Origin of the sequence: Burkholderia diffusa, from assembly GCF_902499115.1 — a bacterium.
Taxonomy (GTDB): Bacteria; Pseudomonadota; Gammaproteobacteria; order Burkholderiales; family Burkholderiaceae; genus Burkholderia; species Burkholderia diffusa.
Window position 1 is genome coordinate 161,786 of sequence record NZ_CABVPN010000016.1, and the last position, 18,206, is coordinate 179,991.

The 18,206-nt window shown below is 58.2% G+C and carries 14 protein-coding genes, 1 tRNA gene and 2 pseudogenes; 4 read left to right on the plus strand and 13 right to left on the minus strand.

What is annotated here, in order from left to right; all coding sequences use genetic code 11:
- Positions 1 to 78: 78 nt before the first annotated feature.
- Positions 79 to 621, minus strand: a pseudogene (locus tag BTE28158_RS18150) (site-specific integrase); the annotation flags it as partial.
- A 205-nt stretch (positions 622 to 826) separates the two neighbouring features.
- Between BTE28158_RS18150 and BTE28158_RS18155 the strand changes: the two are divergent.
- A tRNA-Arg gene (locus BTE28158_RS18155) sits at positions 827 to 901 on the plus strand.
- A gap of 89 nt (positions 902 to 990) precedes the next feature.
- Entirely contained in the window at positions 991 to 2,436 is a 1,446-nt protein-coding gene (locus BTE28158_RS18160) for a tyrosine-type recombinase/integrase (protein ID WP_151048723.1), read from the plus strand.
- 40 nt (positions 2,437 to 2,476) lie between these two features.
- Here the strand turns inward: BTE28158_RS18160 and BTE28158_RS18165 are convergent, their stop codons facing one another.
- From BTE28158_RS18165 to BTE28158_RS18205, 10 genes are all read right to left on the minus strand, one after another.
- Entirely contained in the window at positions 2,477 to 2,923 is a 447-nt protein-coding gene (locus BTE28158_RS18165; protein ID WP_151048724.1) for a HEPN domain-containing protein, read from the minus strand.
- A 35-nt stretch (positions 2,924 to 2,958) separates the two neighbouring features.
- Complete coding sequence (locus BTE28158_RS18170) at positions 2,959 to 4,074, minus strand: DUF262 domain-containing protein (protein WP_151048725.1); 1,116 nt, start codon at positions 4,072 to 4,074, stop codon at positions 2,959 to 2,961.
- Between the two features lie 309 nt (positions 4,075 to 4,383).
- The gene (gene halB, locus BTE28158_RS18175) at positions 4,384 to 5,076 is read right to left on the minus strand and encodes an anti-phage Hailong system nucleotidyltransferase HalB (protein ID WP_151048726.1); all 693 of its coding nucleotides are present in this window, start codon (positions 5,074 to 5,076) and stop codon (positions 4,384 to 4,386) included.
- Positions 5,076 to 6,263, minus strand: coding sequence for an anti-phage Hailong system effector protein HalA (halA, locus tag BTE28158_RS18180; RefSeq protein WP_151048727.1), 1,188 nt, complete (start codon positions 6,261 to 6,263; stop codon positions 5,076 to 5,078). The genes halB and halA overlap by 1 nt, the downstream gene beginning before the upstream one ends.
- A gap of 192 nt (positions 6,264 to 6,455) precedes the next feature.
- Complete coding sequence (locus tag BTE28158_RS18185; protein WP_151048728.1) at positions 6,456 to 7,073, minus strand: hypothetical protein; 618 nt, start codon at positions 7,071 to 7,073, stop codon at positions 6,456 to 6,458.
- A 360-nt stretch (positions 7,074 to 7,433) separates the two neighbouring features.
- The gene (locus BTE28158_RS18190) at positions 7,434 to 9,239 is read right to left on the minus strand and encodes a hypothetical protein (protein WP_151048729.1); all 1,806 of its coding nucleotides are present in this window, start codon (positions 9,237 to 9,239) and stop codon (positions 7,434 to 7,436) included.
- 787 nt (positions 9,240 to 10,026) lie between these two features.
- On the minus strand, positions 10,027 to 10,626 hold the full coding sequence (locus BTE28158_RS18195) for a hypothetical protein (protein WP_151048730.1): 600 nt from the start codon (positions 10,624 to 10,626) through the stop codon (positions 10,027 to 10,029).
- A 5-nt stretch (positions 10,627 to 10,631) separates the two neighbouring features.
- Positions 10,632 to 10,898, minus strand: a complete 267-nt coding sequence (locus BTE28158_RS18200) for a hypothetical protein (protein ID WP_151048731.1) — start codon at positions 10,896 to 10,898, stop codon at positions 10,632 to 10,634.
- A 742-nt stretch (positions 10,899 to 11,640) separates the two neighbouring features.
- The gene (locus tag BTE28158_RS32795; protein WP_275404652.1) at positions 11,641 to 11,766 is read right to left on the minus strand and encodes a hypothetical protein; all 126 of its coding nucleotides are present in this window, start codon (positions 11,764 to 11,766) and stop codon (positions 11,641 to 11,643) included.
- Positions 11,767 to 11,833: 67 nt separating this feature from the next.
- Positions 11,834 to 12,421, minus strand: a complete 588-nt coding sequence (locus BTE28158_RS18205) for a recombinase family protein (protein WP_151048732.1) — start codon at positions 12,419 to 12,421, stop codon at positions 11,834 to 11,836.
- A gap of 193 nt (positions 12,422 to 12,614) precedes the next feature.
- Here BTE28158_RS18205 and BTE28158_RS18210 point away from each other — a divergent pair, with 193 nt between their 5' ends.
- Positions 12,615 to 13,070, plus strand: coding sequence for a hypothetical protein (locus tag BTE28158_RS18210; RefSeq protein WP_151048733.1), 456 nt, complete (start codon positions 12,615 to 12,617; stop codon positions 13,068 to 13,070).
- A 392-nt stretch (positions 13,071 to 13,462) separates the two neighbouring features.
- Here BTE28158_RS18210 and BTE28158_RS18215 read toward each other — a convergent pair whose 3' ends face one another.
- Positions 13,463 to 14,410, minus strand: coding sequence for a helix-turn-helix domain-containing protein (locus BTE28158_RS18215; protein ID WP_151048734.1), 948 nt, complete (start codon positions 14,408 to 14,410; stop codon positions 13,463 to 13,465).
- Positions 14,411 to 14,939: 529 nt separating this feature from the next.
- Between BTE28158_RS18215 and BTE28158_RS18220 the strand changes: the two are divergent.
- A pseudogene (locus tag BTE28158_RS18220) lies at positions 14,940 to 16,153 on the plus strand (tyrosine-type recombinase/integrase).
- Between the two features lie 304 nt (positions 16,154 to 16,457).
- Here BTE28158_RS18220 and BTE28158_RS18225 read toward each other — a convergent pair.
- Complete coding sequence (locus tag BTE28158_RS18225; RefSeq protein WP_151048735.1) at positions 16,458 to 17,717, minus strand: multidrug effflux MFS transporter; 1,260 nt, start codon at positions 17,715 to 17,717, stop codon at positions 16,458 to 16,460.
- Positions 17,718 to 18,206: the final 489 nt, after the last annotated feature.

An 18,206-nucleotide genomic window follows, 5' to 3' on the forward strand; every position in this document is an offset into this window, starting at 1 on the left:
GTCCAAGGCCAAGGAAACTGACAGCGTACGCAAATGGCTCGATAAGCTGTATGCGATGCCCGACCCTTCAGCAAATCACTCGAAGATCTTCACGATCTCTTCACGCGTCGGCCGCCGGTCGCGATGCTTCCCCGGCCCGATGAGCTGCAGGTGATCGAGCGTCGGCCGCGCGATGCTCGGAGCATGCGGCAACCGCAGATCCAGTAGCGACGCCATGTGTTTGTACACCGTCCCGAGCTTGGATATGTCCATGTCGATCGTGTACTGCCCCGCGCCCTCTTTCTTGCGCTCCTGGGCAAACTTGACCAGCCGCTTGGTCGATAGCTTCGCCGCTACCTCATCGTCAAAGTGACTTTCCAGCCGCTTCAGCATGTAGTCTTCGTTCGACTTCTCGGCGACCGGCCGGCCGGAATCGTTGCGAGCGTTTCGATACAAACGCACCAACTCGCCGACCGTGATTGTCTGCTCGTCGACGGCGGCTTGCCCCTTGTCGATACCGCCCTCGATCTCTCGCGCCCATGCTTCGGCCGCGCCCTTGGTTCGAAACGTCTTTGCTATACTCTGTCCCCGCCGGCGGATTTGAGCACGCCAGCGGTCGCCGATCTTGAGGATCGAAGCCATGAAACACCCCGTCTGTGGACTGTAGCAATGCGTCATCCACGTACGCTGCTACAGGGTCGATTTGTAGCAGGCAGGGCGTTAAACTATGCTTCACATCCAGTCATTTCGCGTCACGAGCACGACGACGAAAATCCCGGAAAGGCACACGGGACAAGGGCAAGAGCCTGATCTATAAGGGTTCAGTCCATCCCGCTCAAACTATCCGCTCCCCGTAGTTCAATGGATAGAACAAGCGCCTCCTAAGCGCTAGATACAGGTTCGATTCCTGTCGGGGGGACCAGAGCTCCCCAGCAAAGCCTTATCTGGCTTGCCTGACGGGCTTTCAAGGTCGTTTGTAGGTACTACATTGGTTGCTACAATGGGTACTACATGTCGTTGCTGCGTCTCTCCTCTATTGTCTCCGTGAAGCTCAAATACACTCGGCCCAAGACGGGTAGCTCCCTGCTGCTCTTCAAGCGCCGGATCCCTAACGACATCAAGCCGCTGCTCCCCGCTGGATCTAAATACGCGGGTAAGACTCACTACGTGGTCTCGTTGCAAACCGCTGACCCTCGAGTCGCAGCGCCAAAGGTCGCCCAGTTGGTCAAGGAGACTGACGAAGATTGGGAGCGATTGCGCAATCCCACTCGGGCGGGGCACCTGCAGGAAGCCCGCGAGTTGCTGACGCAGTACGGCATCGATCCGGCCAACCTTGAGGACACCCCCGAGGGTGCACTATGGGCCTTTGAGGACCTCATAGAGGCGCAGGTACCCCAATCGGTCCTGGAGAGTGAACACATCACCGAAGGTCGACAACTAGACCAATACCTGTCGCCGGTCCACGCCGCCGCTTTCCAGATGAGGCAGGGCCGACTCAGGGTCACCCTTGCCGACTGCCTCGACCAATACGTCAAGACGCGTCCCGATACGGAAGCGGATGCCCGGTTGGTGTTTAACTACCTCTTCGCTTTCCTGGGGGAACGCTCGGGTACGCCTAGGGCAAGTGTAGAGGGTCGCGATATGCGGAGCATCAGACGGTCAGATTCAAACGCATTCGTGGCTTGGTTGCTCGCTGGCAAGCATTCCAGAGCTGGAAAGCCGATTCGCACCTCTACCGTTGAGCGCTACCTACGCACGCTCACCGCCGCGTTTAATCTGGCGATCCGGGAGAACGAGTTAGGTGGTGACAACGTGTTCTCCAATGTCGAGATCCCCAAGGCGGGCGAGGACGTGGAGAAGCGGGAGACATTCACGGTCGACCAGTACCGGCACCTCTACCGCGCTATCGACAACCACACTGCCACGAAAGGCCCCGACCAACTCCGCTGCATTCTGACGCTGGTGGCTGAGACCGGTGCCCGGTTGGCCGAGATTGTGGGTATGGCTGGTACCGACGTGCGCCTGAGCGCCGCCGTTCCCTATCTAGACCTCCGCAAGCATCCGTGGCGCACGCTGAAGAACGACAGTTCAGTGCGGGAGGTACCGTTGACGCCCCGGGCACAGGAAGCCGTACAAGCGGCGCTGCGGCTCGCAGGCGACTCCCCCTTCCTGTTTCCGGCGTACACCAACGCCGACCAGTGCAAAGCCGACTCCGTAAGCGCCTCGTTGGTCAAGTGGGTGCGTAACCGCGATGGCCTCAAGGGCACCAAGCTAGGGAATCACTCGCTCCGGCACGGCATGGAAGACCTCCTCCGCGCCGTTGGTTGCCCAGGTTCGGTCCGGGACCAGATAACCGGTCACAAGACCCCCGGTATGGGTGCGAACTACGGCGAGGGCTATCCTCTGGAAATGTTGGCGGATTGGTTGAACAAGGCAACCTCGACGCTGCGTGACTAGGACCCGACGCCAATGGATGCAAACGCTCGAGCTAAGGGCGTTACGCCCCCGCTGCACCCTTGGGATCAACCAGATCCGCCACGTGGTCAATAACTTCGTTGGCATTCCGGTAATGGAATCTGATCTGCGAAAGGCTCGTGCCGACAGACTCACCATGCGCGATTTTGTGCCGAAGAGCTACCAAACTGTTGACACTGTCCTTCCGCTGATCGACAAGATAGGCCGTCAGGTTATCGCGCCAATCTTGATTAAAGGCCCCGAACAAGTCGATGATTTTCTCGGCCTTCGGATTTGTCCACGGGCCGAGCTGACGCTCCACAAATGACGCCACCTCCCGGGAACTCCGCGTCTGCGCGTAACCTAGAAGCAACGCGCAAAGTGCGCTCTCGAGGTAGCCCGATACCAACACGCAAAGATATTTGGCGAAGTCAGCCTGAAATTCAGGATCGGCTGTTGGATCAGGGGCGCGTGCAAAAGTCGCGTCCAAGCGAGTTCTGAGGCGGTGAACCTCCCCTCGTCCGCTCATCTGACCTTCGCGAAAGCGTTGGTAGAGCGTTCCAGCCGAAGCCGGACAAACTCCTCATCTGCGGTCGATCTGCCAATAGTCTTCAGGTACTCAGCGTCTTGGAGCAACGACTCGTATGCGGCGTTGAAGTCATCCGGATTGGAAATTGGACCCGACGCCAATCGACGGGCAACGCCAACCATTATCGAGTCAGCCACAGCCGCATTGATGGCCGCTTTTAGACGGAAGGCGCGTACTCCGATGGACTTGTGAATGGCTTCCGTCGTCGCCACGAAGAGCGGGCGCAGCGTCTCCTCTCCGACATTTTGGAGATTGAGGTTGGACGCCATGTACCGGTTCAAGAACTCCTTCATCGGGCGTTTGTAAGACTTCGCGTGATAGTACAGCGCAAAAAACCGAAGGATCAGTTCCAAGTCTTTGAGGCGTGCGCTTTTCTTCCCGTAGAGTGCTCTCCACGACTCGTTTTCGTTGAGTGAACTGAGTAACGTGGCTAGCTCCCCGTGATACAGCGCCACCCGAATCTCTTGAGGTTGCAGGAACGTCCCCCCCGAGTTGAGGCGCTCGAATATCATATAGATACTACTCAGGTCGTCTGACGGCTCATCCTGCCGCACGATAGTAGCGTGAATGATGCTGTCATCGAGCCTGCGCCTGTCATCGACTTCAAGCGTTTTATACGTTCGCCCACGCCACTTCTCCTGTACGTTTTCCAAGACGAACTCCTTACCCTGGATTAGTCCGCCGCAGAAATACTGGAGCGTCCGGAGACGCTGCTGGCCGTCCAGTACCAGGAGCCTCCCACTCGGCTCCTTAACCAGGAAGATTCCTGGTACCGGAAGCCCCAGCAGCAGGGACTCAATGAAACGATCGCATTGGGGGCGCGTCCACACGAACTCTCGCTGGAAACCAACCGCTTGCTGGCCAGGCCCCGCTGGGATGTTGAATAGCGGGACAACGATGTCGCCTTGCTCGAGGCGCTTCACTAGCCCGTCAACAGGGTAGTCGGCACCGTACGAGGTGATGGTGTACGTGGTTGGGATGACCTCGTTGATCTCGTCAAGGTCTTCGACTTCCTCCTCCGACTGGAGAGGCTGGAAAAGATCGTTCGACATTCGCTTTTTTCTCCGACAGGGACCACATTGTAGCTTGCCGCACACCTATCAAATGCGCAAAGCGTACCTTCACTCGTCGGCGGGTCACGTGATACGGCCTCAAAGGGCCGGGCCTGTCGTGCTACTCGTTCAGGCTCAGCTTCTCGGGCATACGACTCCCGGGGTAGACGCAACCTACGGCAAGGGGTACTCGCTTGAGATGCTGGCTGGATGACTCGGGAAGGCTACAGAACCGGTACGCTGATGACATCCGCCTTCCCGAGGCAGAAAACGACTTGCCAGTCATCAGGAGACTAGTGATTCGAGGCGCTATCGGTATTCTTCTGCTGAGGCGGAGCCCCGAATCGCAGCCACCGTTTTCAATCCCATAACGTTATTTGTTCGCGAGAAATGTAGAGCGTAACCTGTCGCGTCCCTCCAGGTATCGGCCACTGGATTAGGATGCCCAAACCTCCGAAGAAACAATGCCAGGGATTGCAGGCAGGCTGGGTTATATTGGGCACTACTCTTCGCGCAAATTAGTTGAAATGCATCATGTGACTCGGAAAACTCACCAAGCAGCTTGGCCGAAAATACCGGATTTCGAGCTTCCGCCGACAGGGCAATCAAAATTGTGCGAACGCACCACGCAACGCGCTTATTGAAAAAAGCGTAATTCCTAAAACTCCCAGCATTATCCAGCATAAACCATGCAACATCCGAGGCGTGAATAATCTCAGGCTTGTAATTATCCCGATATTTGAAGGACTGCCGTAGAACGTCCATTTCCCCACCCGTGTCGAGCAACGTCTTTGCCTCGCGCACGATGTGAAGCATAAACAAGTCCCCCGTCGACGCACGATTGATTGCAAGCGCACGCGGATAGCAGGCAATATTAATGTTGTTTTGCACAATCATCCGATAGTCAGCATCAGCAGTTACCGCAAAAAGATCGACGTCCGATTCCGGCTGCTGATCCTCGCGAGCACGACTACCATAAAGAGCCAACGCTAAAATCGACATCAGCGCACCCTACTAATCCGATTTATTACCGTAGGAACAAAAACAGCATACCACCAGAGGCCAATTAACGCGTTGCACCCATAAACCAACTGCGCCAGCCACGTAGTTTTTTCACCTGCGTGTTTTGTGTATCCCACAAGGAGAGACACATCAAACGACGTCATAAGTGCCAATTTGTTCGTACATGCCATAACGACGTCACTGCTATCGCATGTTATTCCGGTCAATCGATAGATCGCCGCAAACAATAAAATAATAGCCAAACCTACAAGCGCGGGACGCGCAAGACTGAAGCCCCAGGCATTGATCGCCCCAGACAATCTCAAGATACTGAGTTCTATTGCAGCCAACAGAAACGATCCGGCCGAACTGATCCGCCTAGGTAGTGATCTATTCGTCTGCATTTCGTACATGGCACGCGTTCGCCTAGAAATCAGCGATTGCGTGAGATACGTCTTAACGGCGTTGTAATAAACACTATCATCGCCGTTACCTTCACTGTTAGAGAGAATCACCCTCGCAATTTTAACCTTAGTCTCTTCGAGACGCATAGTTTGGTATGCAGGCGTTGTATTACCTCGCTGCTCCAACACACCTCTATCTGTATTGGTGCAAGCAGCCATAATAAAATCCCAAGGATTCGTTATTATGGTATTAAAGAATTTCGATTCCGTACCTGATATGCCGATGTCTTCCCATGTGCAATCAATGAACTGACATTGATCAAATGTCGCCAACGAAAAAGAGCTGCGAGAAAAGACACACTTTGAAAATTTGACGTCTTTCCAAGTCGACCCACCGAGGTCGCAAGCAGAAAAACGACACTCGTTAAATGACAGCCCCATTGAAACAAAATTTCCGCGAAAGTCGCAATTTTCGAAGGCAAAGCCCTTCACGGCCCATCTCGTCCTAGTCTTATCGCGCATGGTCTCAGCAAGCGCGTCGGCCGTACATTCCGAATATTTTATCCCACTAATATTCGTTGTATCCCAATCGAAGTCACTATCTGTTCCGCGGAATTGAGGGGAATAAAGCGGGTCCCAAAAGCTGTTGCGTCGTTTGTTACTGACGCGCCCTTTTTGCCCGCCATTTGCCTTACTGTTGTTTCGCGGACGTGCGGACTTACCGGCAGCAGCGTTCGCCTTGGTTCCCGTTTTGCCTGCTGGCTGGGTGTTCGGGGTTGTCATTCTGCAAATCTCTCGACTTGTTGTTGGTCTGCCTCGAAGCTTGGGATTCTACCTCTTCGTCTTCGGCTACCACCTTACGCGAACATTGCCGCCTAGGCACCGCTCAGCCCATCACGGGATTCGTGCAAACTCCCCGCGTGCCGTCGCGCCAAAGGTATGGCCGGTAACCTCAGCGTAGCGAACGCATGCGGCTCAGGGCCTCGGTCTCGCTGCCCACTTTGCGTAGGCCGTCGCTCCCTCCTCCAGAATCCCCTGTTTCGTAATATTCGGATTCAAAACTTGGAGGTCCTTCGCCATCGTCACATCACTGACCATCAGTTTCCGGCGCTCAATGATGGACTGCAGTTGCTTCTGCTTGCGAGCCTTGTCGGTCGACCGGATGCCGGGGCATTCCCGGGCAATCCAGAGGTCCAGTAGGTCCCTCAGAGGTCGGATCAATCCGCCGCGATGGTTGCGCATCTCCAGCAGGTAGCGGACAAATGGGCGTTCGCTCGGCGTGCAGCCTGCCAAGCGTTCGCCAAGTGCCAGGGCCTTTTCAGAGGTCGACCGCGCCCCCGGAAGCTTGATGCCACGCTTCCGCGCTTCCAGCTTGGTAATGATTTCGCCGGTCTCCATGTCAACCCAAGTATCTGGCACAACCTGGGTAACGGGCGGCATGGTCTTCGTGATCTTCCAGCCTGCCGCCCGTAGGCGCTCCTTGGGGACCGCCTTGTATTCACCCCCGATTGCCGCATATCGTGGCGCGGCGTAGGGGGGAGTCTCCATTGCTACGGCACTTACCGCCTGTAATTCTTCGTTGTCGATCTTCATTCAAAAATTCTCAAATTTCGCTGTTAAACAGCAATTCTCAAAAGGCCCAACCCTTACGGGACGGGCCTCTCCGATGTTTCGTCTATAAGATAAGAAAGGGGGCACCCAGGTAACGGGAGAGACTAGGGAGACCACAGACCCCACGGGAACCCTGGGAATTCCATGTCCCAGGCAAGAGACCACCCATAAGTGATTGACCGTTATCGGATTCACACTTAACAAAAGCTATGCAGTCCAAAGCATCTCCGAGTCAGCACAATGACATGGACTGGTCTCGGGGTTCGCTGGGAAGTGCCACGACAGACCTACAGTGCTGACCACTGTTGATGGTCTGCATCGATGTCTGTAGCTGGTCAGGCTTCAGGTCCCGTACTTGACCAACGGCTGCACGAACGTCTGTAGGTACTTCTGTTCGCTCAGGCTGGCGGTCTTCATCACAGTATCAAGCGCCTGCTGTTTCGTGGTCGCGGAGGCCGTGCCTCCCATCTGATGCGCAACCAGGGCCAACCGAGGACTCGGGGCGTTGGTCACGGCTGTGTCGACCATCTTCTGGTTGCGGGTCACGGCTGCGGCGTAGGCTGCCGGGTTGCGGACCGTAGAGGCTTGGGCTTGCTGTGCGGCCTGGAGTGCCGGGGACGCGGCCTGCGGGATTGCTCCGTTGCCCTGGAGACCCCTTAGCCCGTTCTGCAGCGCGTAGAACCGCGTCGGATCAGCGACACCGCCCGTCTGCCGCATCTCGTTAGCGATGGGACCAAGCACCGGGTGATTCGAGAGGATCCGAAGCCCCGCGTTGGCCTGCTGCGGCGTCAGGTTGAGACCGGACTGCCCGCCCTGGAGGAGGGTCTGGTATCCGCCGCCAAGCGGCATCCGGGTAGCAGCTTGGAGCGTGTTCCGTTGCTGCTGGGCCGCTGCTGCCTGGGCCGCTCCTTGGGCCGCTGCGAGCTGCTGTGCGGGTCCTTGGGCAAGGGTCGCCCGCTGCTGCTGGGCTGCCTGCATACCTCGACCGATAAACGCGCTGGCCTGCCCGTTGACCGCCGCTGCTTGTTGCGCTGCTTGGGCCGTTGCTCGGGCTGCTTGGGCGCTCCGGGCCATCTGTGCCAGTCCCGCAGCACTCTGGACCGCCTGCCCGTGCCCCTGCTGGGCCAGGAACGCTCCCGCGTTGTCTGCCTGCCCGATTGCGCTGGCGATGTTCGCCGTGCGATTCTCGCGGCCCCCGAGGAGTCCGGTGATTCCCTCGCGGATCGACTTGAGGTCCAGGAGCGGGCCGATACCGGGAATGAAATGCAGCGCCCCGTTATCAACGGCCATCCGTGCCACGCTAAGGAGCGGGTTGCTCGACACCGAGACCGCTGCCGTCATCGCAAGGGTTCGTTGCTTCTGCTGGATCGCGTCCGCTACCGCATCCCCCACGCCCTGGGGCAATCCGGGCATGCTTCGAATCCCCGAGACCTGGGCATCATTGAGACCGCGAGCGCCCTGGAGCGCCCCTAGTAACTGATTGCCGGCTGGCTGGTCGACAATACCGTTGCTGACGAGCTGGCGAACATTCGCCCCGGCCTGCTGGGCGTACCCGTTGGCCAGTGCGTTCGCATCCGCTGCTCCCAGCTTGGCCCCGCCCTGGGCCGCTCGGTTCTGCAGGGCGCTAAGGTCCTGAATGATCCCGGCGTCGCGCTGGGCTGCGACTACGGCCCCGGCGTTCGCCTCCGCTCCTGTCTGCCCCAGGGTCCCGAGTTGCTTCAATGCTCCCGCAACGAGACCGCGCTTCGGTCCTGCCGCTGCCTGGGCTGCTGCGGTGTCCTGGAGGAACTGAGCAGCCCGCTGGGCCTGAGTCGGACCGGTGAAGAGACCGGGGAGCATGCCGCCTGCGGCTCCCAGCGCCATCGCCGTGTTGAGGTCGTCAGGGTTCTGCTGCCCATCGTTGTGGCCCAGGTAGCTGGCCCCGCCCTCGACACCGCCAGCGACTGCCCCGGCTGCGACACGGGCAATCTTGCTAGCGGTCGGCACAAGCTCGGCTGCTTTACCCGCCAGTGAGACCGCGCCGGCTCCTGGGACGAGTGGCGCAGCGAGTTGACCGGCGGTGAATGCTGCCCCGCCAGCTTGGTCCTGCTGCCGCTGTTTCAGTAGCTCGTCCTGGTAGGAGGTCCCGTTGCGGACGGACTCGGCCAATGCTGCCAGCTTGTCTGCTGCTCCGAAGGTGAGACCGTCGGCCGCGCCTCGGACCGCTGAGTCAACCGTGTGGAGCGGGGCTGTTTCTAGGCCGTGGCCAATCTGCTGCGCCCCGTTGGAGATTGCGCTGCCGATGTTCGAAAGCGTGGCCCCCGGATGCTGCCATAGTTGGTTCGCGAACTGCCCGAGGGCCTCCCCTAAGGTCGGGTTCTTGGCTGAGGCCGGGGGGCCTACGTTGTCGGCTGTCCCTGCGACCGCTAACGGCGCCCTTTGCGGCTGTGCCATAGAACTGCGTGCGGGCCGCAACAGGACGCCTTGTGGGGTTGCCTGCCTTGCAGCCTGCGGGGCCGTCGGAGGGCTTCCTGCGGATGCGCCTGCGGGGTGAATCTGGGCAAGCATCCCCTGGATTTGGTTCACGGCGTCCGGATCGTTCGCCGACTGCGCTCGCTGGAGACCGTCTGCCAACCGAGGTCCAAGCGCGTCCGAGAGTTGGCCCATGGCATCCGAGTCCTGGGCCGCTGAGGCTCGCTGATATGCGGCTAGCAGCTTGGAGACCGGGACCGTCGAAAGGTCCGTGGGTGCGGGTGCGACGCTCGGCTGTGCCGCTTGGGCCTGGGCAGGCGCGGTGACTGCTGGGTCTTCGCCTGCGGGCTGGGTGTCGACCGTGGGCGAGGTGTAGCCTGCAGGGGCAAAGGTTGCCCACTTCCATAAGGAATACTGAGGATGTAGCGTGACTTGGGAGATGGGAATATCGGTTTGATCTGGCATGGTGTTGTGTGGTGTGCGGTTAGGCCGCGTTGGTTTGGAGGTAAATCGTGTGCTGGCGAGCTATCTGCGCTTGCATATCCCTGACGGCGGCGTCTCGGTCATGGCCATACCGGCGAACGAGTAACTCAACCCGCGCCCATTCCTGCTCGGTCAGCTCGGGGTCCCAAGCGCCTCCTGGGTATGCGTTGGCGGGCCGCTGGTCGCGGAAATTGTCAGGATCGAAGTAGTTCGCCTTCTTGCGGTTGAGGCGCTTCGGGATCGCCCCCACGTTGCAGACCGTGTGGAGTCCGGAAGCGATATGGTTTCCTTGCCAGTCCCGGGCGATCTTGGCCACTCGGTGGTCGATTTCGTACCCTTCGGGACGGGCCGCGTACGTTGCACGCAAGGTGGGCTGCTCGGTGCGATACGAAGCGGGTAACCGCCCGCCAGTGATCGTGCGCCACTTGAGAGCCGCGCGGGACTCCCTGTTGCGTGCATTCTCTTCGGCCTTGCACTTGATGCAGTCGGCTTTTCCTACGGAATGCGCGGTCTCGCCGTGGCGGTCGCAAGTCCAGGTGAAGTGGCGTTGATCGTTGGCGAGGGCCTCGGCTGCTGCTGCTTTCTTGGTGATCGTCTTCATTGTCGTTATTCGTTGGTGTCATAGGTGGTGGTCAGTGTTGCCAGTGCTTCCTGCTTTCGGCGTCCATATGCCGCTCGCTTCAGCTCGGCGCTGCAGGTTCGGCACTTCCCGCCGCCTGCCGTACCGAAGACAGTCAGGCCGTGCTTGTGGCAGGTGAACAGGAATGACTTCAGGCCGGCCTTGCGGGCTGCTTCGCGTGCTGCGGTCTTCGTGCCGCGCTTCGCATACGGGCGGACGGTTGGATGCTGCTCTGTTGGTGCATGGGGGTTCATTGCGTGACTCATATCGGGGGCGATTCATTAAAAAATTTCAGCGGGCCGCCAGCGCATGCGCGGATGCGTGAACGCCCTGCCGGGATGCGCTTGGGAGCCGCTGGTGGGGTGTGGCTAAGGGGCGAGTGAGGGTTGGAGCCGCGAACGGCTCCCAGAGGAGGGCTTGCTTACTTCTTGTGCAACCGGGCGGCGCGTTTCTTTCTCACAGAGCCACTAAATCGCGGGTCCTTCTTTCATAAGGAGTGGGTAATTCGGTCACGCGCTCCTGTTGCAGTGTCGACTATTGCTCCCGCTGCGCTTCTCAGGATGGTGTCGACTTACCCGCTCGCTGCGGTCTCTTGTTTCTACAGCGCTACCTAATTCGCGGTGGGTCCCTCTGTTTCGCAAGTGTCGACTACCTCTCTAAGCGGCCCTGTAGGAAGAAAAAATTTTTCCTCCGGGGACCGGGGCTCCCTTCCTTACGTGCATACTTATTCCATGTCCTTGTTTCCAAAGCAGAAAAACTAGAGGTGTGTGGAAACCGAATTTTTCCACTCATCGGCAATTTTGCGGTAATTTTTTCCCGCATCAATCGACTCTCAGGGAATGCCAGGAAAGCCCGTCCGACTGTCGCAAGCTCATGCCGCCGATGCGTGATTAGTATTACCAGTGACCTTTCTTTCTACAGGACGGGCTAAATGCAAAACGGCCCCGAAGGGCCGCTAGGTGGTCGCTGGTCTCCAAGGGCAGTCGCCCGCCGCGGCTAGTCTTCAATCACATAGCAAATGTCTTCCGACCACTCGGCCTCATTCCCCGCGTCAATCACATAGCAAATGTCTTCGTCCTGCGCTGCTGCCCCGTCGATGATGGTGTAAACGCTCTTGTCCATTCGTTATCCTAAATTTATTAGGTGCTCAATGGGGCCTCTTCCGCCCCAAGTGGTGCTCAGGTGCGGCTCAAGCTTCCCTGGGAAACTGTCGACGGGCGCGGCTGACGGTGGCTTCGGAGACCCCCAGTTCCTCCGCAGCCTTGGCGATGCTGCCCAGCTCCCACGAACGGGCCGCGATGGCCTCCGCATCATGCTGAACCGGGCGGCCGAGACTTGCCTTGCCCCTATGGGTCTTCCCGGTGGTCGCGAGGGCCTGTTTGGCGCGTTCCCGGCCATCGTCCGTTCGGGCAATGATGCGATTCCGTTCCATCTGGGCGAGCTGGGCCAGGAGGGTCAGCACAAGCTCCCCCGCGTCCCCGGCAATCGGCCCCAGGCCGTGAACGTCGACAATCACACCCTTGGCTCGGAGGTCCCGAACCGTGGTTTGCACATCGATCGAATCACGGCCCAGACGGTCGACCGCGTAGACGTGGAGCGTATCGCCCTCGCGGAGATAATCAGCGCATGCCTTGAAGCCCGGGCGTTCCATTGCGGCCACCGTCCCGCTAACGCCGTTGTCGCTGAATTCCTTGTCGAAAGGTCCGCCCAGCGCAGCGCGTTGGGATTCGATGCTTTGGTCTCGCGTAGATACGCGGTAGTAAGCGATACGTGCCATGTTCAGTACCCCGTTGCATCTGTCATAAGTTGGACTGGATTATGACAGTACCATCGCAATTCCACAACAGGAGTTTTGACAGACCCTGCGCCACGGTTTTGTCGGTCTGTCATAACTAACAAGTTGTGAGAGGGGCATGGGCATCAGGCCCTATGGGAGAATCGCCTGTCCAACAACCGACGACGTATAAACCATGCAACTAATTGCAGATGGCCTCGAAGATGAACCGCCAAACCCCGCCCTTGAAGTCGATGTCATCGCACAGGTACTGTCTTCAAATCGACGACGAAAGTGGTTCGATCTCTGTGGGCAAGGCGAAATGTATTTGCGCCGGTCGCGACTGCTGCTGGCAGAGGAAGAGCGCGAAGGACTGGTCATTGCGAACATACGCGTGAAAGAGAATTGCCAACGTAAAGGCGTTTTCTCCAACGCAGTCGCAGTGGTCGAAGAGGCCGTCGCCCATATGGGCCTCAGCTACGTCTTTGTCGAGGTCATTGTGAACCCCGTGCTCATCCCGGCGCTCGAGAAGCGGAGCTACACCATACGGCGAACGAAGAACGGCCCTATTGATTTGGATGGCCGCGTACTCCCAGCGTCCCGGGATGTCATCGACGCATACAAGCTCCTCAGCGAGGCGCGGTCAGTCTAGTTATTGGCTATGGATTTGAGTGACGGCGTGCCTCAATCGCGCTTTTTCTTTTGGGCCGCGCCGGTCAAAGTACCCCCCATGCGCCGGTTTGAGGCCTTTCAAAAATCCCGGTAAAGTCCTCGCCGCTGTTGTTGTTGTTCGACCTGTTGAACGGGAGCCGCCGCCCGAAAATTGTCAAAAAGGCCGGAGCAAAAGACCCCCTAGGGCCCCCCGGAGGGTCTCCGCAGAACAGGGGGCCGGTGTTTCCAAAGGGTGACCCCGGGGTACGGGCGGGGTAGCTCGGGGAGTTCGGCAGGCGCGGCAAGTCAGTACTGCAGACGTTCAGCCGGAGTGCTGCGCCGGCTAAGTGCGAAAACTCGGATACGGTCTGCGCCGTTGTCCGTGGCTCGAGTCTATTTGGTCCGAAGCTCAGATACGTCCAATTTGAAGTCTATGCCTAGCTTTTCTATTATGGCGGGCAAGACTTGATGAATCACTCTCATGCCGCGCAGCAGTTCATCCATGTAAATGTCAGGGTGCAAACGTGAAGCATTAAACCCCAAGCTCTCACTTTCGGCTTCCTCACGTAGATCCTCATCAGACCCGTAGACCATGTTCAAAAGCTCTGCTCGTAGCGGAATGCCAGCGCGAAAGGCCTTTTCTTTAACGACATTTAGCCACTTCTCATAGTCGTTGGTGATGTTGTCTTTGAACTCTTGAAACTTGGTCGCCACGACCTCCGCTTTCTCGATCTCAATTTTGGACGCTGCAAGCGCCAGCAGGCAGGCATCAATCTCGCTGCCTACCGATTCCCACAAGTCCAAGTCGGTGTCGTGAACCAACTCCGAAACGTACGCGGCGTAGAACCCGTAGACGTTCGTGAACGACTTGTAGATCTTATAGATCAGCGATGAGTAGGGGTTCGCATCAAGCAGGTCCCAGAGGTCATCGGGGCTATCCTCGTAGTCGACGTCCAATTCGTTGGGAAACGTTTTGGGCAATTCAACGCCCATCTCTCTGAGGCAATGGAATGTCATCGAGCACAACAGGTCCAACTCGTCCGTTAAAGGCGGTGTGTCGTACCCCGTTTCCTCGTCTTCGTCGGCAAATTCAGCTAGGTATTGGATTAACGCTTCCCATTTTTTGGCTGCTTCGAGAGAGCCTGCCAACCGCACGAATGACGGATTCTTGTCGCCAATCTTGGCCATCATGCGAAGCTTGCGCTCCATGTCGAGGGACATGTGCTCATCTTTCTTCCATTTACTGATTTGAGTCGGGGACACCCCGAGGCGATCAGCGAGTTCTTTCTGACTACAACCCAGGGCTTCCAACGCGAGGTGCACCAACGCTTCACTGTCCATGGTCAAGGTCTCCTTATGTGAGCAAATTCCCAGCGACGCTTCAATATAGCCATAATTGAGTAAATATACAAGCAAATTTACTAAATTAAGGGGCTGGGGGGCTGGGGGTGGGGTCCGGGTACAGATTCGATTCCCCGCTTCGCACTCGTATGCCGAGACCCTGGTAGGTGCGCGGCCTCCCATGGGAATGCGATGCAAACGGGTGCAACAACGTCATCCCCCGAGGTGCTACATTGCCTTCGCGGAGTCTCCCCAGGTTTCCCTTGGCATTTGGCTGGAACCCTTGCTAGGATTGAGTCTCCGCCCTACAGGCGACCCAGAATAGAACCCTGGACTTTCGAGAATCGAACCCTGTCGGGGGGACCAGTCATGCCCCAAACCATCCCCAAGATTCACAAGAAATCGCCCGCTCAGGCCCGTCTGGCGGCCTTCTAGCTCCCATCGTTACCCAAGGTTGCTCAGTGACAGCCGGAGAAAGTGTTGGTATTTTTGTTGGTATCAGCTGATACCAACAACACAGATACCAACAATGCCTCTCACTGACGTGCAGGTACGGAACGCGAAGGCCAGCGCGGCCCCGTACGAACTCACGGACGGCAACGGGATGTTCTTGCTCATCCAACCGAACGGCGCTAAGTACTGGCGCTTGTCCTACCGCTTCCTTGGCAAGCAGAAGACGCTCGCCTTCGGCGTCTATCCGGCCGTCACGCTCGCGACGGCACGGAAGAAGCGCGACGAGGCGCGCGAGCAGATCGCGGCCGGCATCGTCCGGGCGAGGCGAAGAAGGAAGCCAGACGGGCCGCCGAGATCGCGGCGACCAACTCGTTCGAAGCGGTAGCTCGCGAGTGGTACGACTCCCAGCGTCCGGGCTGGAGCGACGGCTACGCGGAGAAGGTGCTGAATTCGCTTGAGGTCGACGTGTTCCCGAAGATCGGCCCTCGCCCGATCGCGGAGATCGATTCACCACAGATGCTCAGCATCGTTCGCGAGGTTGAAGCGCGCGGGGTACGCGAGACGGCGAAGCGAATCCTCCAGCGCTCCCGCGCGATCTTTCAGTACGGGATCATGACCGGTAGATGCTCCAGGAATCCGGCGGCTGACATCGATGCGCAGACGGTGTTGAAGAAAGGCCCCGGCGTGCAGCACATGGCTCGCGTCAAGGCGACGGAGATACCGCAGCTCATGCGAGACATCGACGATTACCAAGGCGACCTAGTTACCCGGCTCGCGCTCCGCCTGATGGCACTGACCTTCGTGCGGACAACGGAAATGATCCGCGCAGAGTGGTCGGAGTTTGACGAGGCCGCCGCAGAATGGCGCGTACCGCCGGAACGCATGAAGATGCGCGACCCGCACATCGTGCCGCTATCGCGGCAGGCGCTCGACGTGCTCGCCCAGCTCCGCGCGCTCAACGGTCAGCATCGATTCGTGTTCTACAGCGTGCAAGGCCGCAGCCACATTTCGAACAACACCATGCTCTACGCGCTCTATCGCATGGGGTACAAGTCGCGGATGACGGGGCACGGGTTTCGCGGACTGGCGGCTACTGCGCTGCGTGAACTCGGCTTCGGCCGGGACGTTGTAGAGCGCCAGATGGCACACGCCGAACGCAATCAAGTAACTGCTGCCTACGTCCACGCTGAATATCTGCCGGAACGCAGGCGAATGATGCAGGCATGGGGTGACCACCTCGACAAACTCAAAGCCGGGGCAGAAATCATCCCGATCGCGGCAACCAGATAGACCCGTGCCGCCACGCGTATGAGTCAGCGTCAGATCAGGTTCGATCGCTTAGCCGTCACATCATCAAGGACCGTGATCGACCCGATGCAGCCAGTCGGCCACCGTGCCTTCGAGCGCCGGCTTCCAAGGTATATCGGACCCTTGTGCCTGGCCCCTCCACGCTTCCTATCCACCAGCAGGACCGGCTGCATAATCACAAATGCTCTATTCGGCGCACAACGAAGCCGGCTTGATTGGAAGCGCACGCTAAACGACGCCCCGCCGGGGAGTGGGCAATTCACCGGAACGAAGTACCAATGTTTGATCATCGATACGCCTCGTGCCGGTCCAATACACCCACATATGATGCGGCCAACAGAGCAATTACGGAGGAAAACAACATCAGGAAAAGCGGCGCGTAAGCTGCGTTGCTCTCTGTCAATACGGCTCCCGTCATTGAGGAAAGCGCGGCGCCCCCAGCTATCGTCAACGCGCCAGCTAAACCAGAAGCGCTGCCCGCTAGTTCCGGACGCACTGACACCGCACCGGCATGAGCGCATGGATTCGACAGGCCGTTACCGAAACCAACAAGCATGCAAGGTCCGAACAGCGCCATTGCATGTTTGGCTCCGACGAGGAAGAGCATCAAGCCGACGATGGGGCCGGCGCACGCAACGATACGTCCTGCCATGATGGTTGTCGTGAGGGGATAGCGTCTCGCGTAGCGACCAGACAGAAAGCTGCCAAGCACGAACCCGGCAGTGATGGTGCCCATCCAAAAGCCTAGCGTTGCCGGTGGCACATCGAACGACGTTTTGGCGGCCAATGGAGCACCAGCCAGAAAGGTATAAAACGTGCCGGTTGAAAACGCCATGCACAGTGCATAGGCCCAGAAGCGACGTTCTTGCAAAAGCGCAGGATAGGCCCGAAGCTGCCGCCTGATCGTGCCCGATGGATTCTTGTTAGTCTCACCTAGACCGAACCAGCACACCGCAAAAAGTGATATGCCGGAAAGGGCAAGGCCCCAGAAGATTGCTCGCCAGCCGCTGGTTTCATCAATCACACCACCGACAGTTGGACCAAGCATCGGGGCAAAAGCCGCTGCCATCGCGGCATATCCGATTCGGCTCGCTGCCCCTTCCTTTCCGGTCGTATCCCTGATGGCCGCCATCGACACCGGGTAGCAGGAGGTTATTGGAGCCTGAAGCAAGCGGAAAGCCAGAAACGCCCAGATATTGCCCGAAAGTGCGCAGCCAAGCGACCCAATCACGAATACTGTCAGGCTGGTCAGTACAATTGCCCTTCGCCCAAAGCGATCGGACAGTGGCCCCATGATCAATTCCAGTGTGGCCGCGACACTTGCATATCCTGCCAGCGATAAGCTCACGAGCGCATAGTCAGCGTGAAAAGCTATCGCAATGTTCGGCAACGAAGGCAGGCATATGCTCAATGGCAGCACTGAAAGTGCGCACAGCAGAATCAGTGTGGAGAGCCTGGGAGGCGATGGTATGGAAGTCACCGGCGTTTCCGATGGGAAGACTTTCGCGTAGGCAAAAAAAAGCCCCCGAAGGTATCGGGGGCGCATGGGGGCAGCAAGGTGCCGCTAACGGACCATGCGCCGACTTCCTACTACGATGAAAAATGTCGCATTCATACTGGAATTCTCCTAGTCATCTCGAACGATGTTAGGCGGCGTGGTTTGGCAATGTCAACTGCCAACATTGCTCGTCAAAGCTTACGACCCATCCATGAATGTCCGTAAGGACGGACTCGGACGACATCCGGACGTTCCCGTCAAAAAGTGGACTGGACCGGCCAGCCTTCCGTAGACATCTTCGAGCCATAATTTACGGCAACCGAGGAGGTCCGTATGAGCAGAAGCGAGAAGCGAAACGCACCCGAGCGATCGAGCCCGCATCGACGTTTGAGGCTGTCGCGCGCGAGTGGTTTACGATCCAGAAGGATGGCTGAACCGAAGTGTATGTGGCCAAAGTCCAGGAGGTATCCGGAATCTTGTGTGTGAGGCGGGTTAAGACTCAGATTCCGATGTTGAATCGTTCCGGGTAAAGCAGCG